Origin of the sequence: Paraburkholderia sediminicola (assembly GCF_046026855.1) — a bacterium.
Taxonomy (GTDB): Bacteria; Pseudomonadota; Gammaproteobacteria; order Burkholderiales; family Burkholderiaceae; genus Paraburkholderia; species Paraburkholderia sediminicola_A.
This window is the reverse complement of the sequence record NZ_JAQQET010000041.1, coordinates 48,340-68,433: the sequence shown is the minus strand read 5'-3', so window position 1 is coordinate 68,433 and position 20,094 is coordinate 48,340. Positions and strand designations below refer to the sequence as shown.

Sequence of the window (20,094 nt, the reverse complement as noted above, 5' to 3'; positions counted from 1 at the left end):
CCGGGAAACGAATTGTTCAGGGGCGACTCGTTAGCTCCACCAGTAAGGCTTCGTACAGTCCGCGCCCGACACCTTTTCCTCGACTGGCAGTGCGCACATAGACTGTCGTATCGACCGACCATTGGTAGGCCGACCCCTCACGATGTGCGCCGGCATAGGCGTAACCACTCATCAGACCTGCATCATCGAGACTGACCGGCCACGGGAACCGTTGCAATGCCCCGATCAGTCGCCGGTGCATCTCGTCCGCTGTCGGTGGTTCAAGTTCGAAAGAGATGGCGGTGCCTGTTACTACCGGGGCGTAAATCGCTGAGATGGTCTCGGCGTCGTCAGGCGTGGCGATGCGTAGTCGCATGGGAGCCTCCATGTCTGATGGGTGGAAAGGATCTGATTTTGCAGCGCCAATTATCAGACGTATATCGCGCGCTCTAACCTCAAGCTCCTCAGCGTGACATGGCGGCATGCTCCAGATCGGTAGCACTCAGCACTTCATTTCAATAATACTTGAAATATTAAAATGAATGATCTATCGTTCCAGACATGGACTCAAACCTCGTTGTACGCGCCCTGAGCGCGCTTGCCCACGAATCGCGCCTCGCGATCTTCCGCCAGCTGGTCGTCGCAGGCCCGGAAGGCATGGCCGCAGGTGAAATCGCACAGCAGCTTGGGCTTTCCCCTTCCAGCCTGTCATTCCACCTGAAGGATCTGTCACATGCTGACCTGGCGAAGCCGCGACAGCAGGGACGCTTCATCATCTACACGGCGAATTTCGACGCCATGACGGGCCTGATCGGTTTCCTGACGGAGAACTGCTGCGCGGGCGCAACCTGTGCTGCGAGCGATCTCCCCAACTGCTGCGGAGACACACCATGAAACGTATGCATATCCATGTCGCTGTCGAAAATCTGAGCGACAGTGTCCGGTTCTACAGCGCCATGTTCGGCAACACCGAGCCCATCATTCGCAAACGTGACTACTGCAAATGGGAACTCTCAGATCCCGCCGTGAATTTCGCGATTTCGCAGCGTGGTGCAAAACCGGGTGTCGATCACATCGGCATCCAGGTCGAAACCGATGCGGAGCTGGCCGAAATGAATGCGCGCTTCGCCGCTGCTGAACTGCCGGTACAGGCACAGACGGGCACGACCTGTTGCTATGCCAGATCGGATAAGGCGTGGACGATTGATCCGCAGGGCGTCGCGTGGGAAACGTTTCGAACACTCGAAGCCGCACCGGTCTACGGTCACTCGCGCGAGAAATCGCAGACACACCCTCAATCGTCGGCTGCATGCTGCACGCCGGCTAAGTAGACCCATCGTGACCTTCCGGAGCCGCCCGTGAGCGACAAACCGTACTCGATTCTCATTCTCTGCACGGGCAACAGCTCGCGCAGCATCATGGCCGAAGCGCTATTCAACGTGCTGGGAAAGGGCAAGTTTCAGGCGCATAGCGCGGGAAGTCACCCTTCCGGGGCAGTGAACCGGTTCGCCGTCGAGCGGTGCGAAGCTCTCGGCTACTACACCGCGAAGCTGCGTAGCAAGCGCTGGGATGAGTTTGTTACTGCTGACGCTCCGCACATGGACTTCATTATCACGGCGTGCGATCAGGCCGCGGGCGAAGTCTGTCCGATCTGGCCAGGACATCCAATGACAGCGCACTGGGGTTTCGAGGACCCTGCCGCTTTCGAGGGTAGCGACGACGAGAAGCGAAAGGTCTTCAGCAAGGTCTATCGGCAGATCATGACGCGGGTGAGCCACTTCGTGAACCTGCCGCTGCAGGTGCTGGACCACAACGCGATCCAACGTGAGATGCGCGCCATCGGTGAGAAGCCCGTAGAGGAATCAAATGAGCAGCACTGATACAACGATTGGCGACGTACGGCCAGCGATTGGATTTTTCGAACGTTACCTGACCGTCTGGGTCGCGCTCTGCATCGTTGGCGGCATTCTGTTCGGACAGGTACTTCCCCAGGTCTTCCAGGCGATCGGCCGCATGGAAGTGGCGCAGGTCAATCTTCCAGTCGGTGTGCTGATCTGGGTGATGATCATCCCGATGCTGGTCAAGATTGATTTTGCCGCGATGACCCAGGTTAAGAGCCAATGGCGCGGCATTGGCGTTACGCTGTTCGTGAACTGGTTCGTCAAACCATTCTCAATGGCATTGCTCGGATGGATCTTCATCCGTCACGTATTCGCGCCGTGGCTTCCCGCCGACCAGCTCGACAGCTACATCGCCGGCTTGATCCTGCTGGCCGCCGCCCCCTGCACGGCCATGGTGTTTGTATGGTCGCAACTCTGTAAGGGCGATCCGTATTTCACGCTATCGCAAGTGGCGCTCAACGACTCGATCATGATCGTCGCCTTCGCACCGCTTGTCGCGCTGCTGCTCGGCCTGTCGGCCATCACGGTGCCGTGGGATACGCTGATCATCTCGGTTGGCCTGTACATCGTTTTTCCGGTCATCCTTGCGCAACTGCTGCGCCGGAAGCTGCTTACCAAGGGGAACGAGCATTTCCGGCAGGCGGTAGCTCGTCTCGGTCCCTATTCGATCAGCGCATTGCTCGCGACTCTCGTGCTGCTGTTCGCCTTTCAGGGCCAGGCGATCGTCAAGGAACCGCTCGTTATCGCCATGCTCGCAGTACCGATTCTGATTCAGGTGTTTTTCAATTCGGGCCTCGCGTACCTGTTGAATCGGCGGCTCGGGGTCGCGCACTGTGTTGCGGGGCCGTCCAGTCTGATCGGTGCCAGTAATTTCTTCGAGCTCGCGGTCGCCACGGCAATCAGCCTGTTCGGCTTTCATTCCGGCGCGGCGCTTGCCACGGTGGTCGGTGTACTGATCGAAGTGCCAGTGATGTTACTGGTGGTCGGCGTCGTCAATCGTTCGCAAGACTGGTACGAAGCAAAGTACAGCGTTAAAGGACCGCAGGTATGAGCGTCGCCATCTATCACAACCCGGACTGCGACACCTCGCGCAATACATTAGCAATGATCCGCAATGCCGGCATTGAGCCCAACGTAATCGAGTATCTGAAGACGCCGCCTGACCGGAAGACACTGACGGACCTGATTGCTCGCGCGGGCTTGACAGTACGGGCCACACTGCGCGGAAAGGATACGCCATACGCCGAACTCGGCCTCGCGGAAACTTCCTTGAGCGATGAGCAGTTGCTCGATGCAATGTTGGAACACCCGATCCTCATTAACCGCCCGTTTGTCGTCACGCGGCTTGGCGTGCGCCTGTGCCGGCCCTCCGAGCTAGTGCTCGACATCCTGCCGGCTCAACAGAAAGGTTCATTCACGAAAGAGGACGGAGAGCAGGTTGTCGATAGCGAAGGAAGGAGGGTTCTCTAATGACGCAGGACATTCCGAACGTCAGCGCCCCGCACCTCGATACGCCTGATATGCAGAAGCTGGGACCACGCACGGTTTCGCAACATGCTCCGCGAATCCTTTTGCTGTTCGGCTCGTTGCGCTCGACCTCATACAGCCGGCTTCTCACACTCGAAGCCGAACGCATCCTGCGCCATTTCGGCGCGGAAACACGGGTATTCGATCCGCACGGCTTGCCGCTTGTGGACAGTGTGCCGGCCGATCATCCAAAGGTGGTCGAACTGCGCAAACTCTCGGAGTGGTCGGAAGGCCAGGTGTGGTGCAGCCCGGAACGTCACGGAACCCTGACGGCAGTATTCAAGAACCAGATCGATTGGTTGCCGCTAGAAAGCGGCGGCGTTCGTCCAACGCAAGGTCGCACGCTTGCGGTGATGCAGGTGTCCGGCGGTTCGCAATCGTTCAACGCCGTGAACGCGCTACGCATTCTCGGCCGGTGGATGCGTATGGTGACCGTCCCGAATCAATCGTCAGTAGCAAAAGCCTGGCAGGAGTTCGACGCAAACGGCCGGATGAAACCATCAGCATATTACGATCGCGTCGTCGACGTGATGGAAGAACTGTACAAGTTCACACTGCTGGTGCGTGACCGGTCGGACTACCTGACCGATCGCTACAGTGAGCGTAAGGAAGCGCACCCGGAGCTTGCAACGACACTGGCGGCCACCGCCATGAGTCAGAAAACAGTGACCGCCAATGCAAACACTGACGACAACGAAACGGAGTGACAGCGGTGGCGGTCAGGGAGCCATCGCGACATGGGCGCTCGCAGTTGCGCAGCTCGTCTCCTGGGGCTCGATCTATTACGCGTTCTCGCTTTTTGTTGTGCCGATGGAAGGTGCGATGGGATGGAGCCGGACGGCGACTAACGCGGCCCTCTCGGTCGGTCTGCTGATTTCAGGACTAGTGGCCTATCCGGTCGGAAAGTGGATTGATCACGGCCACGGCCGGCGCGTCATGGTCTGTGGGACTGTCCTGGCCGTGGCGATGTTGGCGCTTTGGTCGCAGGCACATAGTCTCGTAACGCTATTCATCGTCTGGATCGGCCTCGGTGTCGCAATGGCCGCGACGCTATACGATCCGGTCTTCGCGGTGATCACACGGGACTTTCCTCGCAGCTTCCGCACTAAGATTACGTTGGTCACGCTGGTCGCCGGTTTCGCCAGTACGGTCTTTATCCCACTGACGCAGGTTCTGGTTGACCGTCTCCAATGGCGAGACGCGCTGCTCGCGCTCGCTGGGTTTAATCTGGCAATTTGCTTACCCATCCATATTTTTGCAATCGGTCGCGATGCGCCGCGCGAAGACGATCGGGACTACAAGGCCGCGCTGAAGGCGACCAATGCGACGGCAACGGGACGCGCGTTGCGGACGCCGACATTCTGGGCGCTGGCTGTGTGTTTCACTGCCTACTATGCGACGTTTGCGGCGCTAACCTTCCACCTGGTACCGCTCATGGCGGAACGACGGGTGTCGCCAGCACTGATCCTGACCACGATGGCCGTCATTGGTCCGGCACAGGTTCTCGGGCGCGTGCTGTGGTTCACGATTGGCCGTAATGTCCGTCCGTCGATTGTCGGCATGGTGATCACGACGGCCTTTCCGGCGTCGGTTCTTGTTCTCATGTGCGCAGGCACTTCGCCGGCGTTATTGATCCTGTTTGCAGTCGTCTACGGCGGCGCAAACGGCATGATGACAATCCTGCGCGGGACGATCGTGCAGGACGTGATGTGGACGGAATGTTATGGCGCCGTGAGCGGGCTACTCTCGATGCCCTCGAACATTGCCAAAGGCATCGCGCCGATCTCGGCTGCGGCGATCTGGACGGCCGGCGGCAATTATGTGCCTGTCGAATGGACCGTGCTGATTGTTTCGCTGGTTTCGGCCGTTGCGTTCATTGTCGCCATACGCTTCACGTCTGGAAAAAAGTTTAGCAAACGTCAGGCTAATTTCGAGTGAGCACACAGTCATGAAGATAAGAAAGCCCAATAAAGCCGACCTGGACGCGATCCAAAGTCTATTAAACGCAAATGGCTTGCCGGTAGAAGATGTCTCGACGACGCTCATCGAAGGATTCCTCGTTGCCGAAGATGCAAACGGAATGGTTATCGGTAGTGGCGGTCTCGAGCCGCTCGGTTCGAGCGTGCTCTTGCGATCACTCGTTCTCACGTCAGAGTGGCGCGGTACAGGAGCTGCAAGGGAAATGGTCGAACAGCTCGAAGACAACGCACGCTCACTCGGCCATCGGGAGGTCTGGCTACTGACAACGACTGCTGAACGCTTTTTTGAGCGGGCTGGCTATAAGCGGGTAAGCCGCAATGAGGTGCCCAGCGAAGTACAGTTGTGCAGGCAGTTCGCCGTTTTGTGCCCGTCGACCGCCATGTGCATGCGAAAGATGCTCCTACCGAAACCCTCGCCGGCCGTAGTCGAACGGCCGGTATCAAGCTGATTTCCGTAGCCCGATCCAAATTCGTCAACGGCTCTTCTTGGCCGAACTCTGCCCGATGACGACCGACCCAGTTCGACCCACAAGGGACGGTCAATTTTCCGAAAAGCGGACGCTTTAGGCCATGATCCAATGTGGGGGGAATGCGCTATTCCCGTTTAATTCTGAATGAGCGAGTCGCTGATGAAGACGTTATAAGGTGGGAATTCCAGATCTAGATTTTCGGGAATTGGTATGCCGTTTCCGCAGTAGTCGATTTCGACATCGGCTAAATGACCCGACTCGTCGGCGAAGAGCAGAATTTCAATCGATCCCCGACCCTCTGGTTCCGACCGATCCCGGAAGTCCGCTTCAAACACCATACGGTAAGCCTGTCCGCTCGAAGCTATGGCTATGCGAGGAACTTTGTCGGGCGTGGCCAGCGACAGGCTAAAACTGTTGCATCCACATTCACAGAGCCTGAATATCTCCGCATTCGAGAATTGCGCTGCAAGCGCGTCACGATTTGGAAATGGGCAGTGTTCAAGAATGAACGTAACCCAATATGCTGCCTGGTTCAGATTGTTTGGCATATACGTCTTGGTATCTCGGCTTCCAGCTTCGACGCGTCGATTGTCGGCGATTTAAGTCGGACTGTCGAACGGCCGCAACTGGCCGAACCCAGCCAGATGACGACCGAGTTCGACCCTTTGCTGTCGTCCACCGGCTGCCATCAATTTGTCCGTTACCTGGACGAACGCAGCCCCATGCCTTACGCTTAGGTCGTCTCGCGATCTTCACCCTGCCGTGATTTAAGGATTGCGTCCGCGAATTCGACGAACCCGGCGCCACCAGGACCATTCGTGATCCATTTGGGCGGAACGGGCAATTGCGGCAAATATTCAATTACGGTGCTTACCCCAACCGTGTGCTTGAAGAAGCCAAACATCGGTGCGTCATTAGTCGAGTCACCGGAATAATCGACCAGTTCAGTCGCTGACTCTACGTCAATCCCATAATTTTCGACGAGTACCCGCAGTGACATCGATAGCTTGTCGTAGCCGCCAATCCAACCTAATACCCAAAGGTTGTTGATCGTTGCGTCTGCTCCCGCGCCGATGAGTGCATCAACGATTCGATGATCCGCATCCGTTCCGGTACGTCTGTATGCGAGACTAGTCAGCCGAAAGGCTTGATCGTCTGCCTGCTGCGCTTGCGGCACAGCTTTCTCGACGATTTTTGCAATCGAGTGGAGCCGATTGCGTATGTCTTCAAGGCTGTCCGACGGATGCCAGTGATGCCGCTCGACGTCGTGTCCGAGTAGACTTCGCCGGAAAAAGAGGCCGCCATTCTCTGCAATAACGCCATCGACTGGCCACATGCGTGCCATCTGATCACACCACCCGGCAGGCGCAGCGGTAACTGGTAGCACGCAGATGCCGCTGGCCTGCAACCGCTCAAGCGCCATGTAGGTGTCAGCCGGCAATCGGCCCTGATAAGTCAACGTCTCATCCATATCGGTGAGTACGAATCGGACCGTGGAAAACTGATGCGCTGGCGCCAGAGACAAATTCTGCATACTGTCAGCTATTGAATGAACGGCCTCAATTATGAGGATGGACGGGGGAGCCGTTATGCCGATTTTGTGATTGCTTATCGCAACTTCGGCTTAGGACGGAATCGGCGACTCAGCGATCCGACCAGTGACCGCTGTCGCTTCATCACCTGACGTTGTGAGCTATGGATGCCAGGACCGCTTCTGGCCGAACCCAGCCAGATGACGACCGACCGAGTTCGACCCACAGCCGCCCTGTAGGCTACGATCACGAACGGCCGTTGCCCGGACAAAAGCCGACATCGCACGGTTTCATCCGACACGCTTCGCTAGTGTTCAGATTTGTATATGGCAGGACGGCTTAAATGGTAAGGGAACGATGTAACTCAGGCGGGCCACCCATCGCGTAGCGATCAGAGAGTGGTCGGCTACCGTCGATGTCGGTCACGCCGAGTGTTGCGCCGATCTCCGCGCCGATCAGCGCCCTGCCTGAAAGTGCCATCATGGATTCAAATCCGTAGAGCGCGGCGATAGCCCGGCCTGTAAATTGTGGAGACTCGCGCTTTTGCTTGGGACGCTTGTATTCTGGGAGCGTAGCGAGATAGGCGCGCGCACGTTCGGTATCTACACCGCCCATCCAGACGGAAACCACGCTGACATTGTAGGGCCGTAGCTCCTTCGCCATATCGGCCGCCATTTTGTCCGCACCTGCCTTTTGGGCGCCGTAGGCTGGGTTCAGATGGTAGCTGACGGCACCGTAGTGTCCGGTGTTGACAATCAACCCACGGCCATTGGCAATCAGAAGCGGCGCAGCATAGTAGCTAGCCACGTAGTGCGAGCGCAGGCCGACAGTAATCACATCGGCCGTATCCAACGGCTTCTCCCAGAAGCCGCCTTGAGCGGGTGCACCAACCTTTGCGGCGTTGTTCACGAGGATATCGAGACGGCCGTGTTGACGACGGATGTCGGCGAAGAAATCTGCCACTGCCAGATCGTCTGCGTGATCGAGCACAACTCCTATTCCTGTCCCGCCTGCGCGAGACACGAGTTCGGCTGTTTCATTTACTGAACCGCCGAAGGGCGTTTCGCCCCCAGTGGCACTGCGTCCGGTGACATAGACCGTGGCCCCGGCTTCTCCAAGCGCGATCGCGATGCCCTTTCCTGCGCCTCTGCTCCCACCCGTCACCACTGCAATCATGTTTGCTGTCATCGATCCTCCTCCGCACTGCACGACGCCTTATTGCGTCGGACTGTTATCAGCTCCAGCAGTCTAGTGCCTTCCAGATCTGTTGATTAGTGACATAATCCTGCATGAAATCATGAGTGAGACTCAACAATGAACCGCGAGGATCTGGCCGATCTGCTAACTTTTGCAACCATCGCCGAGGAATCCAGCTTCACGCGTGCAGCCGCGCGGCTCGGTGTTTCCGCTTCTGCTCTCAGTCATTCCATTCGCTTGCTGGAGGGGCGCCTCGGCGTCAAGCTGCTCAACAGAACCACAAGAAACGTCGCACCAACTGCTGCGGGAGAAAAGCTGTTGGATCGGTTGCGGCCCGCTTTCATCGAGATCGGGGCAGGCTTGACGACGCTTGCGGACAATCGAAGCCGGCCAGCAGGCCGTGTCCGTATCAGTGTTCATCGCACGGCAGCGCTGATGTTCGTCGTGCCGAAGCTCGCCCAACTTCGGCGCGACTATCCTGAGGTCGTAGTTGAATTGTCGGTAGATGATTGCTTGGCAAACATCGTCGCGGCTGGCTTCGACATGGGCATCCGAAATGGCGAACTGTTGGCTAAGGACATGATCGCAGTTCGCATCGGTGCTGACTACCGAACCGCCCTTGTTGCATCGCCCTCGTACCTGAAGAACAACGCCGCGCCGCTTACTCCGGACGATGTGGTCAGCCATGCATGTCTGGGATATCAACGACCAAGTTCGAAGACCCTCCATTTCTGGGACTTTGAGCGAGAGGGTCGATCCGTCCAGGTGCCAGTCGATCCGGTCTTTGTCGCCAATGACAGCGATATCCTTATCCATGCCGCCCTGGCGGGAAACGGCCTCGCCTATGTTCTCAAAGAACAGGTGCAACCCCACCTGAAGTCAGGCACATTGACGCAAGTGTTAGAGGGATGGTCTGTCACGCTAGCGGGAAGCTTCCTCTACTATCCCGACCGACGCCAACTTCCGGTCGCTGTACGTGTCGTCATCGACTCGCTTCGTTATCGTTCTCGATTTGGGATGAGACATTAGCTCCCGGTCCGGGTGTTGCGGAATAAATGTCCATTGCTGACCCAGCTGCGGTCATTCGAATAACGCTGGTAACTGACCGTAAATGGCCGATTGTCTCCCGATGAGCGCGTCCGAGCCGGGACTGCAAAACAGCCAGCTGATGCTCTGGGAGGGGAGTTTTGTGTGCTACAGATTTGCTACAGCAATGGTAGCAATCCATATCTGACGGGCCTTGCGCCTGTCATTCCACCCCCTGAACTAAAGGGAGAGGACCGAACCGAAATAATCGCTGCAATCCCGCCGACGAATAACCCCAGGCAGGATCCGGCGAGTCCAAATTCGCCAGCGAGCGCAGAGTATATCAAACACGCCCAGCCGCGAGGAGGGCCCCGCAAAGCAAACGGCCCAGCAGGCATCACCCGCTGGGCCGCGCGAACCCTCCGGCGCACTACCGCACTACATCAAGCAGCGCACCCCGGCTCAATCAAGCTCACTCAGAATTCCACCACCGCAAACTCCGGCTTGCCTACATCGCACAGCGGGCAGCGCCAGTCGTCCGGAATCGCGGCGAAGCGCGTGCCCGGGGCGATACCTTCTTCGGGAAGGCCTTCTTCTTCGTTGTAGATCCAGCCGCAAATCAGACAGACCCAGCTTTTATATTCAATCACTTCAATTACTTCGCTCACGACGTACTCTTCTTTGGTTCAGTGCATTAATCCGCCCAGTCTGCCCCTTTTTTGGGCACGGCGGCGACCCGCAATATTACCGGAATTTGTCAAACGGACCGCTAATTACCCATGCGGCATCGCCGCAAAGCGCCTGCGACATGTCCGGGCTCGCGTGGCGGAACTCGTCATACACACCGTGTATGCTCTGTTCCGCAGCTAATCTTTTGGACAGGCGTGCCGGGCGTCTGGCATGCATTGCGACGATCCGCCTCAGGAGACTGGCGCTGCCATCGCGCCTTGCATGCCTCGCGCATGACGCTCGTTTCCCAACAAGGAGAAAAACGATGGTTAAAAACAAATGGCTGGCCGGTACGGTACTGGCCGGATTGCTCGCCGTGTCGGGCGTGGCGCAAGCCGCTGGTGTGTCTTTCGTGCAACCGGCGGACGGCGCAAACGTCAGCAATCCGGTTCACGTGGTGTTCGGCGTCGACGGTATGAAAGTCGCGCCGGCGGGCACGATGACGGAAGGCACGGGTCATCATCATCTGCTGATCGACGGCAAGCCGCTTCCCAAGGGCGAAGTGATTCCAGCCAACGACAAATCGCTCCACTTCGGTAAGGGCCAGACCGAAACCGATCTGACGCTGCCGCCGGGCGACCATACACTGACGCTGCAATTCGGCGACGGCGCGCATCGTTCGTATGGTCCGGACATGAGCAAGACGATCACGGTGCATGTGAAGTAACCTGCACACGCGAGCAGGCCGGGCGTGCGCGAGCGCCGCCCGGCCGTGTTTTCCCGGTTAGTATCCGTTTTGCAAGCCGGCCATTCGGCCTATCTCTTCCGGCATACAGGCACCCGCCCGCGCGCCCGGTACAATGAGCAGTTCCGACTCATCGCTGTCTTCTCCAATTCTCCATGTCGCTTTACACCATTACCGGGGCCCAACTGGCGTTCGGTCACGTCGCGTTGCTCGATCACGCGGATTTCTCTCTCGAAGCGGGCGAGCGCGTTGGGCTGATCGGCCGTAACGGCGCGGGTAAGTCGTCGCTGCTGAAGATCGTCGCCGATCTGACCAAGCCTGACGACGGCCTCGTCACGCGCCAACAGGGTCTGACTTCGGTCTACGTGCCGCAAGAGCCGGAGTTCGATACGGACGACTCGGTGTTCGAAGCGGTCGCCGCCGGTCTGACCCACGCTCGCGAGCTGCTGGATCAATACGACGCGGTCGCCAACCAGCTCGCCGACGAGCCGGAAGGCCCGGAGCACGACGCGCTGATGTCGCGCATGAACACGCTGCAATCGGCGCTTGACCATTCTGACGCCTGGAACTGGAGCACGCGCGTAGCCACCACGCTGCAGCAGATCGGTCTGAATGGCGAGGCGCGGGTCGGTTCGCTGTCGGGCGGGATGCAAAAGCGCGTCGCGCTGGCGCGTGCGCTGGTCGTGCAGCCGGACGTGCTGCTGCTCGACGAACCGACCAACCACCTGGACTTCGACGGCATCCGCTGGCTCGAAGAACTGCTGGTCTCGCTGCGCGCCGGCCTGCTCTTCATTACCCACGACCGCGCGTTTCTCGACCGCGTTGCCACGCGCATCGTCGAACTGGATCGCGGGCGCCTGCTGTCGTATCCGGGCAATTTCAGCGCCTACCAGACCAGGAAGGCTCAGCAGCTTGAAGTCGAGCAGGTCGAAGCGGCCAAGTTCGACAAGCTGCTGGCGCAGGAAGAAGTGTGGATTCGCAAGGGCGTGGAAGCGCGCCGTACGCGTAGTGTCGGCCGGATCGCCCGGCTCGTGGAGATGCGCAACGAACGCGCCGAACGCCGCAACGTGCTGGGCAACGTGAAACTCGACGTGGGCCAGGGTGAGAAGTCCGGCAAGATCGTCGCCGAACTGACTGACGTGACCAAGCGCTACGGTTCGCGCACAGTGGTCGACAACTTCACCGCCACGGTGATGCGCGGCGACAAGATCGGCTTTGTCGGTCCGAACGGTGCAGGCAAGACCACGCTGCTGAAGATGATTCTCGGCGAATTGCCGCCGGACGAGGGCGCCGTGCGCGTCGGCACCAATCTGCAGGTCGCGTACTTCGACCAGATGCGCGCGCAACTCGATCTGGACAAGAGTCTCGCCGATACGATCAGCCCGGGTAGCGAATGGGTCGAAGTCAACGGCCAGAAGAAGCACGTCATGAGCTATCTCGGCGACTTCCTGTTCGCGCCGGAACGCGCGCGTTCGCCCGTCAAGTCGCTGTCGGGCGGCGAGCGCAATCGCCTGCTGCTGGCGCGTCTGTTCGCGCGGCCGGCCAACGTGCTGGTGCTCGACGAACCGACCAATGACCTTGATATCCCGACGCTCGAACTGCTCGAAGAACTGCTCACTGAGTACGATGGCACCGTGCTGCTGGTCAGCCACGATCGCGCGTTTCTGGATAACGTCGCGACCTCGGTGATCGCCTCGGAAGGCGGCGGCAAGTGGCGCGAGTACGTCGGTGGCTTTACCGACTGGCAGATTCAGCGCGACCGCTCGCAGCAGATGGCGCAGGAAGCGCAGAAAGAAGCGGCCAAAGAGGTGGCGTCGAAGGACAGTGGCGCAGCAGCAGGCCGCAATACGCAGCGCGCCGCCAAGCTGTCGTTCAAGGATCAGCGCGAACTAGAGGCGTTGCCGGCGAAAATTGCCGCGCTCGAAGCCGAGCAGAAAACCATTGGCGCTCAACTCGAAGACGGTTCGGTCTTCGCGAAAGACGCTCAGGAAGGCAAGCGTCTGACCGAGCGCTACGCCGCGATCGATGAGGAACTGCTGATCGCGCTGGAACGCTGGGACGAGCTGGAAAACAAGCGCAAATGACGCGCGGGGGCGGCGTGATCCGAGATTGCGCCGATGCCACGTTCCGATCAGGGGCCGGAGTTGCGCCACGGTCTCATCGCGGTCTTGTAATAGGCCGCACCCAGACGCTGCCCCTTATCCAAACGGCCAATCCCGCACGGCGTGAATTGCCGCCTGTATCGAAATCAGTAAAATACCCCGCGAACAGGCTTCCCCGGCGTTCGCACCGGCTGGCCGTTGCCGGGCTGTGGAGTCCGCATCGAGCCGCTGTCGAGCACGCCCAAGGGAAGCCAGGCGATAAAACAGAGTGCCCGTACTGCGGGCACTCTACCTAACCCCGTTGTTTCGTTTCGCTTTTTTTGAAAACTCAACGCATTGTCCACGGACCTGTCCACAGGACCTGTGGACAACGATGAACCGACGCACCCGAGTCAGCCATGTCTACGAAAAAGCCAAACGCCGCGTATAGCGAAGCGTCGATCAAGGTGTTGAAGGGCCTGGAGCCGGTCAAGCAACGGCCCGGGATGTACACCCGCACCGAAAATCCGCTGCACATCATTCAGGAAGTTATCGACAACGCGTCAGACGAGGCCCTCGGCGGCTACGGCCGGCAAATCACCGTCACGCTGCACGCTGACCATTCGGTCTCGGTCGAAGACGACGGCCGTGGCATTCCGTTCGGCCTGCATCCGGAAGAAGGCGTGCCGGTCGTCGAGATCGTTTTCACGCGCCTGCACGCAGGCGGCAAGTTCGATAAAGCCGCCGGCGGCGCCTACACGTTCTCGGGCGGCCTGCATGGCGTCGGCGTGTCGGTCACCAACGCGCTGTCCACCCGCCTCGACGTCACCGTGTGGCGCGAGGGCAAAATCGCCGAGTTGAGTTTTGCCAACGGCGACGTCGCTAAAGAACTCGAAGTGCGGCCCGCCGCGCGTGGCGACAAAAAGTCCGGTACGCGTGTCACGGCGTGGGCCAATCCGAAATACTTCGATTCGCCGAACCTGCCGCTCGGCGAACTGCAGCGCTTGCTGCGCTCGAAAGCGGTGCTGTTGCCGGGCGTCGAAGTGACGCTGATCAACGAGAAAACCGGCGAAACGCAAACCTGGAAATACGAAGACGGTTTGCGCGGCTATCTGCTCGAAGGCATGAACGGCAGTGATCTGCTGATTCCGCTGTTCGAAGGTGAGCGTTATGTCGAAAACTCACGCGTCAGCGAAGAGACGTTTGCTGAAGGTGAGGGCGCCACGTGGGTCGTCGCGTGGAGCGAGGAAGGCACGCTCATGCGCGAGTCGTACGTCAATCTGATTCCGACGCCTGCGGGCGGCACGCATGAATCCGGTTTGCGCGACGGTCTGTTCCAGGCGGTGAAGAGCTTTGTCGAGTTGCATAACCTTCAACCGAAGGGCGTGAAGCTGCTGGCGGAAGACGTGTTCGCGCGCGTGTCGTTCGTGTTGTCGGCAAAGGTGCTCGATCCGCAATTCCAGGGGCAGATCAAGGAGCGCCTGAATAGCCGAGATGCGGTGAAGCTGGTGTCGTCGTTCTCGCGGCCGGCTTTGGAGTTGTGGCTGAATCAGCACGTCGAGCTTGGCAAGAAACTCGCGGACCTCGTCATCAAGCAGGCCCAGGCGCGTACGCGTGCTGGCCAGAAGGTCGAGAAGCGCAAGAGCTCGGGCGTGGCCGTTCTGCCGGGCAAGCTGACCGATTGCGAATCGACGGAAATCGGCCGTAACGAGCTGTTTCTCGTCGAGGGCGACTCGGCCGGCGGCTCGGCGAAGATGGGCCGCGACAAGGAATACCAGGCCATCCTGCCGCTGCGCGGCAAGGTGCTGAATACGTGGGAAACCGAGCGCGACCGGCTGTTTGCCAACAACGAAGTGCACGACATTTCGGTGGCGATCGGCGTCGATCCGCATAGCCCGGACGACAAGGTCGATCTGTCGAATCTGCGCTACGGCAAGATCTGCATTCTGTCGGACGCTGACGTCGACGGTTCGCACATCCAGGTGTTGCTGCTCACGCTGTTCTTCAAGCATTTCCCGCAGCTGATCGAGCGTGGGCATGTGTGCGTGGCGCGTCCGCCGCTGTTCCGTGTCGATGCCCCCGCGCGCGGCAAGAAGCCGGCACAGAAGCTCTATGCACTCGATGAAGGCGAACTCGAAGCGATCCTCGACAAGCTGCGTAAGGACGGCGTACGCGAGACGCAATGGTCCATCAGCCGCTTCAAAGGCCTCGGTGAAATGAGCGCGGAGCAACTGTGGGACACGACGATGAACCCGGACACGCGGCGCCTGACGCCGGTGGCGCTCGGCGATCTCGACTACGACGCCACGGTGGCGCGTATGACGATGCTGATGGGCAAGGGCGAAGCGGCGTCGCGGCGCAGCTGGCTGGAAGAAAAAGGCAACGAAGTGGAAGCGGATATCTGAGCGCGCTCGTAGCGCCTCAGTTCACAAACACACTTCACGCCAAACACGGATACGGAATCTAGATGGACGACGATAACACTCTCGACCTTTTCACCGAGCCGCCGCCGCCCGAAGGCGACTTCCTGACGCTCGGCAATTATGCGGAACGCCAGTACCTCGACTACGCGGTGAGCGTGGTCAAGGGGCGCGCGCTGCCTGACGTGTGCGACGGCCAGAAGCCGGTGCAACGCCGCATCCTGTTCGCGATGAACGAGATGGGCCTGGGCGACAACGCGCAGCCGGTCAAGTCGGCACGCGTGGTCGGTGACGTGCTCGGTAAGTATCACCCGCACGGCGACCAGTCGGCGTATGACGCATTGGTGCGCCTCGCGCAAGACTTCTCGATGCGCTATCCGCTGATCGACGGCCAGGGTAACTTCGGTTCGCGCGACGGCGACGGTGCAGCGGCAATGCGCTACACCGAAGCGCGTCTCACGCCTATCGCGAAGCTGCTGCTCGACGAAATCGACCAGGGCACGGTCGACTTCATGAAGAACTACGACGGCAAGGAAGATGAGCCGAGGCAACTGCCCGGGCGTTTGCCGTTCGTGCTGCTGAACGGCGCATCCGGTATTGCGGTGGGGCTGGCAACAGAAATCCCGTCGCACAATCTGCGCGAAGTGGCCGCAGCGGCAGTCGCGATGATCCGCAATCCGAAGATCGAGCACGCCGAGTTGATGCAATACATCGCCGGACCGGACTTCCCGGGCGGCGGCCAGATTATTTCCAGCGACGCCGAGATTTCCGCGGCCTACGAAAGCGGCCGCGGCAGCCTGAAAGTGCGTGCCCGCTGGAAGATCGAAGAACTCGCACGCGGTCAGTGGCAACTCGTGATCACCGAACTGCCGCCGAACACGGCAACGCAGAAGGTGCTCGAAGAGATCGAAGAGCAGACCAACCCGAAAATCAAGCTCGGCAAGAAGACGCTTACGCCTGAACAACTGCAGACCAAGCAGACCATGCTCGCGCTGCTCGATGCAGTGCGTGACGAATCGGGCCGGGACGCGCCGGTGCGTCTGGTGTTCGAGCCGAAGTCGAGCCGCATCGATCAAACCGATTTCGTCAACACGTTGCTCGCGCATACGAGTCTCGAATCGAACGCGTCGCTGAATCTGGTGATGGTGGGCGGCGATGGCCGGCCGCGTCAGAAGGGCCTGAGCGAAATCCTCCACGAGTGGGTCACATTCCGCTTCGCAACGGTCACGCGTCGCACGCGTCATCGGTTGACCAAGGTCGACGACCGGATTCATATTCTCGAAGGCCGGATGATCGTCTTCTTGAATATCGACGAAGTCATCCGCATCATCCGCGAATCGGACGAACCGAAGGTCGCGTTGATGGCCGCGTTCGGCTTATCCGATCGTCAAGCCGAAGACATTCTCGAGATCCGCTTGCGTCAGTTGGCGCGGCTCGAGAAGATCAAGATCGAGAAGGAACTGTCCGAACTGCGCGGCGAGAAGTCCAAGCTCGAGGAGTTGCTCGGCAGCGAATCGGCGATGAAGCGTCTGCTCATCAAGGAAATCGAAGGCGACGCGAAGCAGTACGGCGACGAGCGCCGCACGCTGATCCAGCAGGAAAAGCGCGCAACGTTCGAAGCGCGCGTGGTCGACGAACCGGTCACGGTTGTGGTGTCGCAGAAGGGCTGGGTGCGCGCGCTGAAGGGCCACGGTCTGGATGCGGCCGGCTTCACGTTCAAGGCGGGCGACGGACTCTACGCAGCGTTCCAGTGCCGCACGCCGGACACGCTGGTCGCGTGGGGCAGCAATGGCCGCGTCTATTCGGTGGCGGTTGCGTTGCTGCCGGGCGGGCGAGGTGACGGTGTGCCGGTCACGTCGCTGATCGAACTCGAATCGGGCAGCCATCTGATGCATTACTACGCGGCCTCCGCGGATCAGGCATTGCTGCTCGCATCGAGCAATGGCTTTGGCTTTATCGCCAAGGTCGGCGACATGGTGAGCCGAGTGAAAGCCGGTAAGTCGTTCATGACGATCGACGCAGGTGCCACGCCGTTAGCGCCGATGCCGATGTTGCCGGATGCGACGCATATCGCGTGTCTGTCCTCGGGTGGGCGCCTGCTGGTATTCGGCCTCGACGAGATGAAGACGCTCTCGGGCGGCGGTCGTGGCGTCACGCTGATGGCGCTCGACGACAACGAAACGCTGGTGCAGGCGCTGTCCATCAACAAAGCGGGCGTGGTGTTGATCGGCACGCGGCGTGGTGGCCGTATCGACGAAGAGAAACTGAGTGGCGCCACGCTCACGCCGCACGTCGGCAAGCGGGCGCGCAAGGGGCGTGCGCCTGAGAGCAAGATGAAGCTCGACAGTATGCGTCCGGTGTTGGCGGCTTAAAAAGGCCATAAGAACGCCATAAGAACGCTGTCGGAATCAGTTTGAAGCAGGAAAGCGTAGCAACACGGCGCGCGCGTCATTCGCAGATGAAGCGCGCGTCGTGCGTCACAAAAAACGGGGTGCAGCTGCGTTGCGACATGGGGTGCGCTGCAATAATAACTACAAAGAATGTTAAGACGACGTTAGTACATGGAACTGCACGCATAGCGCGCGGTCGAATGCGCTCAATAGCCGCTGCTAATATCATTCGTAATAAGCGGTGTGGCGTCGTCGGGAGAGGAAAACAAAATGAACAAAGCTATCGAACTCGCGCTGTTTCTACATCTGCTCGCGGTCGCGGTGTGGGTTGGTGGGATGATATTCGCGCATTTCTGTCTGCGGCCGGCAATTGCCGATCTTTCGCCGCAACTGCGCCTGCCCTTGTGGGAATCGGTGTTCGGGCGCTTCTTCAATTGGGTCGCTGCTGCAGTGCTGGTGATTCTCCTGACCGGCGGATTTTTGCTGATGCAATTCGGCGGCGGTCATGCCACGTGGCCCTTGCATGCCATGGCGGGCCTCGGCATCGTGATGATGCTGATCTTCGGGCACATTCGTTTCGCCGTGTTCCCGCGCATTCGCCGTGCTGTCCAGGCGCAGAAATGGCCGGATGGCGCGCAGGCAGTCGGCACGATCCGGCGCCTGGTGCTGATCAATATCGTGCTTGGCGTGGTGACGATCGGCGTAGCGGTGCTGTCGCGCGGGTTCTGACGCCCGGTTCTACAGCGGGCCGTGAATGGCGGCTCTGAAGGTATGAAGTGCGTGTGAAATGCGTATGAAGCCCGGCCATCAAGCGCGGGCCACGATACCGCCTATGGCACGGCGCCGTAGGCGAGCCACAGCCCACACACGATCGCCACCGTTCCGTACACCACATACACCGGCGTCTTGAGCTTGGCGAAGCACATGCCGGAGAACAGCGCGGTCACCAGGTACACGGGTTTGAGTGGCACATGCCCGGCAATACGCAGCACGGCCACCGCCAGAAATGCGGTGGTGACTGCGCGCAAAATCCGCATACCGTGCTCGAAACGCGGATTGGCCTTCAACTGATGCAGATGCCGCTGCGCCAGCACCACCAGGCAACCCGACGGTACAAAAAGCGCGAGCGTAGCAATCAGCGCGCCGGCCCAGCCATCCACCAGATAGCCGAAGAACGGCACCACGTTCAAGAGCGGCCCGGGCGACAGCGGTGACAGCGAAAACGCCAAGGTGAAGTCGTTATCCGATATGCCGATCGCCGGTGTCACGAACAGCGTCTTGAGCACGGGTAACGCCGAGAAGCCACCGCCGAACAAAGTCATGCCCGCGCCGGCCAGCCGCGGCCACAGCAGCGCCAGTTCGTAACGATGCGGCAGCGGCAGCGCAAACAACACCAGTAACACGCACAGGCCGCCCAGCAATTGCCAGTCGCCGCGACCGATCGACACAACGACCCGCGTATTGCGAACCGGGCTGACCAGCCAGCCTGCGCCGAAAGCCGAGCCGAGCATCACTACGTAGGCCGCGGGGCTGCGTGCATAGAAGAGCGCCACGCAACCCAGTATCGCCGCGATCCATTCGAGCTTGCCGCGCACCAGCGCGCGCGTCTGTTTGTACCAGGTGATCGCGATCAGCGTAGCCAGCACTACGCTGAAGTGATTGAGCAGGGTCTGGGAAGCGGCGGCGCGCACGAGCGGCGTACGATAGAAGATCGCGAACAGCGTCATCAGCGTGAAAAAGGGCAGCACGCTTGCGATGCCCGCGACCCAGGCACCGGCGCGTCCGCGCAGCGCATGTCCGAGTTGCACGGCGACATTGCAGCCCACCGGTCCGGGCACCATCCAGGCAAGCGCAATCAGATCTGAAAATGCGACGCGCGAGAGCCGTCCCTCGCGTTCTACATAGTGGTTTTCAAGTTGCGCCATCAGCGCGAGGCCGCCCCACGACAGTGCCGACAGGCCGAACACGACCCGGAACAGGGTCCATAGCGGTTCTCGCTCGCCTCGTCTGGCGGCATCCTGGCTCGTGATCGTCTGCATGGCGCCGCGGACCCCGGTGCACCGGCGGCCCGCCCTTTGGGATCATCGTTGTGTGGTGTTGCGTGGCCGGCAGCCGGCATCGCGCTGTGACGCAGTACAGCGTGAATGTAGCCGGTTTTGCAGTGCTGCGGTTGGATAA

At 59.8% G+C, this 20,094-nt stretch carries 20 protein-coding genes; 15 read left to right on the top strand and 5 right to left on the bottom strand.

What is annotated here, in order from left to right:
* Nucleotides 1-16: 16 nt before the first annotated feature.
* A complete protein-coding gene (locus PQR40_RS33485) occupies nt 17-355 on the bottom strand; it encodes a GNAT family N-acetyltransferase (protein WP_408394511.1) in 339 nt (112 codons plus the stop codon).
* Between the two features lie 185 nt (nt 356-540).
* On the opposite strand from PQR40_RS33485, the gene PQR40_RS33480 reads away from it, so the two are divergent.
* The 9 genes from PQR40_RS33480 (at nt 541) to PQR40_RS33440 (ending at nt 6,593) form a co-directional block, all read left to right on the top strand.
* A complete protein-coding gene (locus PQR40_RS33480; protein ID WP_408241882.1) occupies nt 541-873 on the top strand; it encodes an ArsR/SmtB family transcription factor in 333 nt (110 codons plus the stop codon).
* On the top strand, nt 870-1,310 hold the full coding sequence (locus tag PQR40_RS33475; RefSeq protein WP_408241880.1) for an ArsI/CadI family heavy metal resistance metalloenzyme: 441 nt from the start codon (nt 870-872) through the stop codon (nt 1,308-1,310). Before PQR40_RS33480 ends, PQR40_RS33475 begins: the two co-directional genes overlap by 4 nt.
* Nucleotides 1,311-1,337: 27 nt before the next feature.
* The gene (locus PQR40_RS33470) at nt 1,338-1,859 is read left to right on the top strand and encodes an arsenate reductase ArsC (protein WP_408241878.1); all 522 of its coding nucleotides are present in this window, start codon (nt 1,338-1,340) and stop codon (nt 1,857-1,859) included.
* A complete protein-coding gene (gene arsB / locus PQR40_RS33465) occupies nt 1,846-2,931 on the top strand; it encodes an ACR3 family arsenite efflux transporter (protein ID WP_408510736.1) in 1,086 nt (361 codons plus the stop codon). The genes PQR40_RS33470 and arsB overlap by 14 nt, the downstream gene beginning before the upstream one ends.
* Nucleotides 2,928-3,350 (top strand): arsenate reductase (glutaredoxin), encoded by a 423-nt coding sequence (arsC, locus tag PQR40_RS33460; protein ID WP_408510735.1) that lies wholly within the window; start codon nt 2,928-2,930, stop codon nt 3,348-3,350. Before arsB ends, arsC begins: the two co-directional genes overlap by 4 nt.
* Entirely contained in the window at nt 3,350-4,114 is a 765-nt protein-coding gene (arsH, locus tag PQR40_RS33455; RefSeq protein WP_408510734.1) for an arsenical resistance protein ArsH, read from the top strand. Before arsC ends, arsH begins: the two co-directional genes overlap by 1 nt.
* Nucleotides 4,083-5,345 carry an MFS transporter gene (locus PQR40_RS33450; protein WP_408241870.1) on the top strand — a complete coding sequence of 421 codons (1,263 nt, stop codon included), beginning with the start codon at nt 4,083-4,085 and terminating at the stop codon, nt 5,343-5,345. The genes arsH and PQR40_RS33450 overlap by 32 nt, the downstream gene beginning before the upstream one ends.
* Before the next feature lie 10 nt (nt 5,346-5,355).
* Nucleotides 5,356-5,835, top strand: coding sequence for an arsenic resistance N-acetyltransferase ArsN2 (arsN2, locus tag PQR40_RS33445; protein WP_408241868.1), 480 nt, complete (start codon nt 5,356-5,358; stop codon nt 5,833-5,835).
* A 269-nt stretch (nt 5,836-6,104) separates the two neighbouring features.
* Nucleotides 6,105-6,593 carry a hypothetical protein gene (locus tag PQR40_RS33440; protein WP_408485689.1) on the top strand — a complete coding sequence of 163 codons (489 nt, stop codon included), beginning with the start codon at nt 6,105-6,107 and terminating at the stop codon, nt 6,591-6,593.
* Here the strand turns inward: PQR40_RS33440 and PQR40_RS33435 are convergent.
* Nucleotides 6,590-7,390 (bottom strand): Cof-type HAD-IIB family hydrolase, encoded by an 801-nt coding sequence (locus PQR40_RS33435; RefSeq protein WP_408389965.1) that lies wholly within the window; start codon nt 7,388-7,390, stop codon nt 6,590-6,592. The genes PQR40_RS33440 and PQR40_RS33435 overlap by 4 nt on opposite strands.
* 337 nt (nt 7,391-7,727) lie before the next feature.
* Nucleotides 7,728-8,576, bottom strand: coding sequence for an SDR family NAD(P)-dependent oxidoreductase (locus PQR40_RS33430; RefSeq protein ID WP_408242382.1), 849 nt, complete (start codon nt 8,574-8,576; stop codon nt 7,728-7,730).
* Between the two features lie 126 nt (nt 8,577-8,702).
* Here PQR40_RS33430 and PQR40_RS33425 point away from each other — a divergent pair, with 126 nt between their 5' ends.
* A complete protein-coding gene (locus PQR40_RS33425) occupies nt 8,703-9,614 on the top strand; it encodes a LysR family transcriptional regulator (protein WP_408510733.1) in 912 nt (303 codons plus the stop codon).
* Between the two features lie 473 nt (nt 9,615-10,087).
* Here the strand turns inward: PQR40_RS33425 and PQR40_RS33420 are convergent, their stop codons facing one another.
* Entirely contained in the window at nt 10,088-10,279 is a 192-nt protein-coding gene (locus PQR40_RS33420) for a rubredoxin (protein WP_408213811.1), read from the bottom strand.
* Between the two features lie 326 nt (nt 10,280-10,605).
* Here PQR40_RS33420 and PQR40_RS33415 point away from each other — a divergent pair, with 326 nt between their 5' ends.
* The 5 genes from PQR40_RS33415 (at nt 10,606) to PQR40_RS33395 (ending at nt 18,645) form a co-directional block, all read left to right on the top strand.
* Nucleotides 10,606-11,007, top strand: a complete 402-nt coding sequence (locus PQR40_RS33415; RefSeq protein WP_408239917.1) for a DUF4399 domain-containing protein — start codon at nt 10,606-10,608, stop codon at nt 11,005-11,007.
* Between the two features lie 173 nt (nt 11,008-11,180).
* Nucleotides 11,181-13,109 (top strand): ATP-binding cassette domain-containing protein, encoded by a 1,929-nt coding sequence (locus PQR40_RS33410; protein ID WP_408239920.1) that lies wholly within the window; start codon nt 11,181-11,183, stop codon nt 13,107-13,109.
* 416 nt (nt 13,110-13,525) lie between these two features.
* Nucleotides 13,526-15,511: a DNA topoisomerase IV subunit B gene (locus tag PQR40_RS33405; RefSeq protein ID WP_408239923.1), complete on the top strand. Its 1,986-nt coding sequence runs from the start codon at nt 13,526-13,528 to the stop codon at nt 15,509-15,511.
* Nucleotides 15,512-15,573: 62 nt separating this feature from the next.
* Nucleotides 15,574-17,898, top strand: a complete 2,325-nt coding sequence (gene parC / locus PQR40_RS33400) for a DNA topoisomerase IV subunit A (RefSeq protein ID WP_408389971.1) — start codon at nt 15,574-15,576, stop codon at nt 17,896-17,898.
* A 288-nt stretch (nt 17,899-18,186) separates the two neighbouring features.
* Complete coding sequence (locus PQR40_RS33395; RefSeq protein ID WP_120347719.1) at nt 18,187-18,645, top strand: CopD family protein; 459 nt, start codon at nt 18,187-18,189, stop codon at nt 18,643-18,645.
* A gap of 101 nt (nt 18,646-18,746) precedes the next feature.
* Here PQR40_RS33395 and PQR40_RS33390 read toward each other — a convergent pair whose 3' ends face one another.
* Nucleotides 18,747-19,955, bottom strand: coding sequence for a chromate transporter (locus tag PQR40_RS33390; protein ID WP_408239928.1), 1,209 nt, complete (start codon nt 19,953-19,955; stop codon nt 18,747-18,749).
* Between the last annotated feature and the right edge of the window lie 139 nt (nt 19,956-20,094).

Coding starts and splice junctions, on each gene's coding strand:
- PQR40_RS33450 (WP_408241870.1), top strand. CDS start 4,083: ATGCAAACACTGACGACAACGAAACGGAGTGACAGCGGTGGCGGTCAG.
- arsH (WP_408510734.1), top strand. CDS start 3,350: ATGACGCAGGACATTCCGAACGTCAGCGCCCCGCACCTCGATACGCCT.
- arsC (WP_408510735.1), top strand. CDS start 2,928: ATGAGCGTCGCCATCTATCACAACCCGGACTGCGACACCTCGCGCAAT.
- PQR40_RS33485 (WP_408394511.1), bottom strand. CDS start 355: ATGCGACTACGCATCGCCACGCCTGACGACGCCGAGACCATCTCAGCG.
- PQR40_RS33440 (WP_408485689.1), top strand. CDS start 6,105: ATGACCCGACTCGTCGGCGAAGAGCAGAATTTCAATCGATCCCCGACC.
- PQR40_RS33405 (WP_408239923.1), top strand. CDS start 13,526: ATGTCTACGAAAAAGCCAAACGCCGCGTATAGCGAAGCGTCGATCAAG.
- arsN2 (WP_408241868.1), top strand. CDS start 5,356: ATGAAGATAAGAAAGCCCAATAAAGCCGACCTGGACGCGATCCAAAGT.
- parC (WP_408389971.1), top strand. CDS start 15,574: ATGGACGACGATAACACTCTCGACCTTTTCACCGAGCCGCCGCCGCCC.
- PQR40_RS33425 (WP_408510733.1), top strand. CDS start 8,703: ATGAACCGCGAGGATCTGGCCGATCTGCTAACTTTTGCAACCATCGCC.
- PQR40_RS33475 (WP_408241880.1), top strand. CDS start 870: ATGAAACGTATGCATATCCATGTCGCTGTCGAAAATCTGAGCGACAGT.
- PQR40_RS33415 (WP_408239917.1), top strand. CDS start 10,606: ATGGTTAAAAACAAATGGCTGGCCGGTACGGTACTGGCCGGATTGCTC.
- PQR40_RS33410 (WP_408239920.1), top strand. CDS start 11,181: ATGTCGCTTTACACCATTACCGGGGCCCAACTGGCGTTCGGTCACGTC.
- PQR40_RS33435 (WP_408389965.1), bottom strand. CDS start 7,390: ATGCAGAATTTGTCTCTGGCGCCAGCGCATCAGTTTTCCACGGTCCGA.
- PQR40_RS33480 (WP_408241882.1), top strand. CDS start 541: ATGGACTCAAACCTCGTTGTACGCGCCCTGAGCGCGCTTGCCCACGAA.
- PQR40_RS33395 (WP_120347719.1), top strand. CDS start 18,187: ATGAACAAAGCTATCGAACTCGCGCTGTTTCTACATCTGCTCGCGGTC.
- PQR40_RS33430 (WP_408242382.1), bottom strand. CDS start 8,576: ATGACAGCAAACATGATTGCAGTGGTGACGGGTGGGAGCAGAGGCGCA.
- arsB (WP_408510736.1), top strand. CDS start 1,846: ATGAGCAGCACTGATACAACGATTGGCGACGTACGGCCAGCGATTGGA.
- PQR40_RS33390 (WP_408239928.1), bottom strand. CDS start 19,955: ATGCAGACGATCACGAGCCAGGATGCCGCCAGACGAGGCGAGCGAGAA.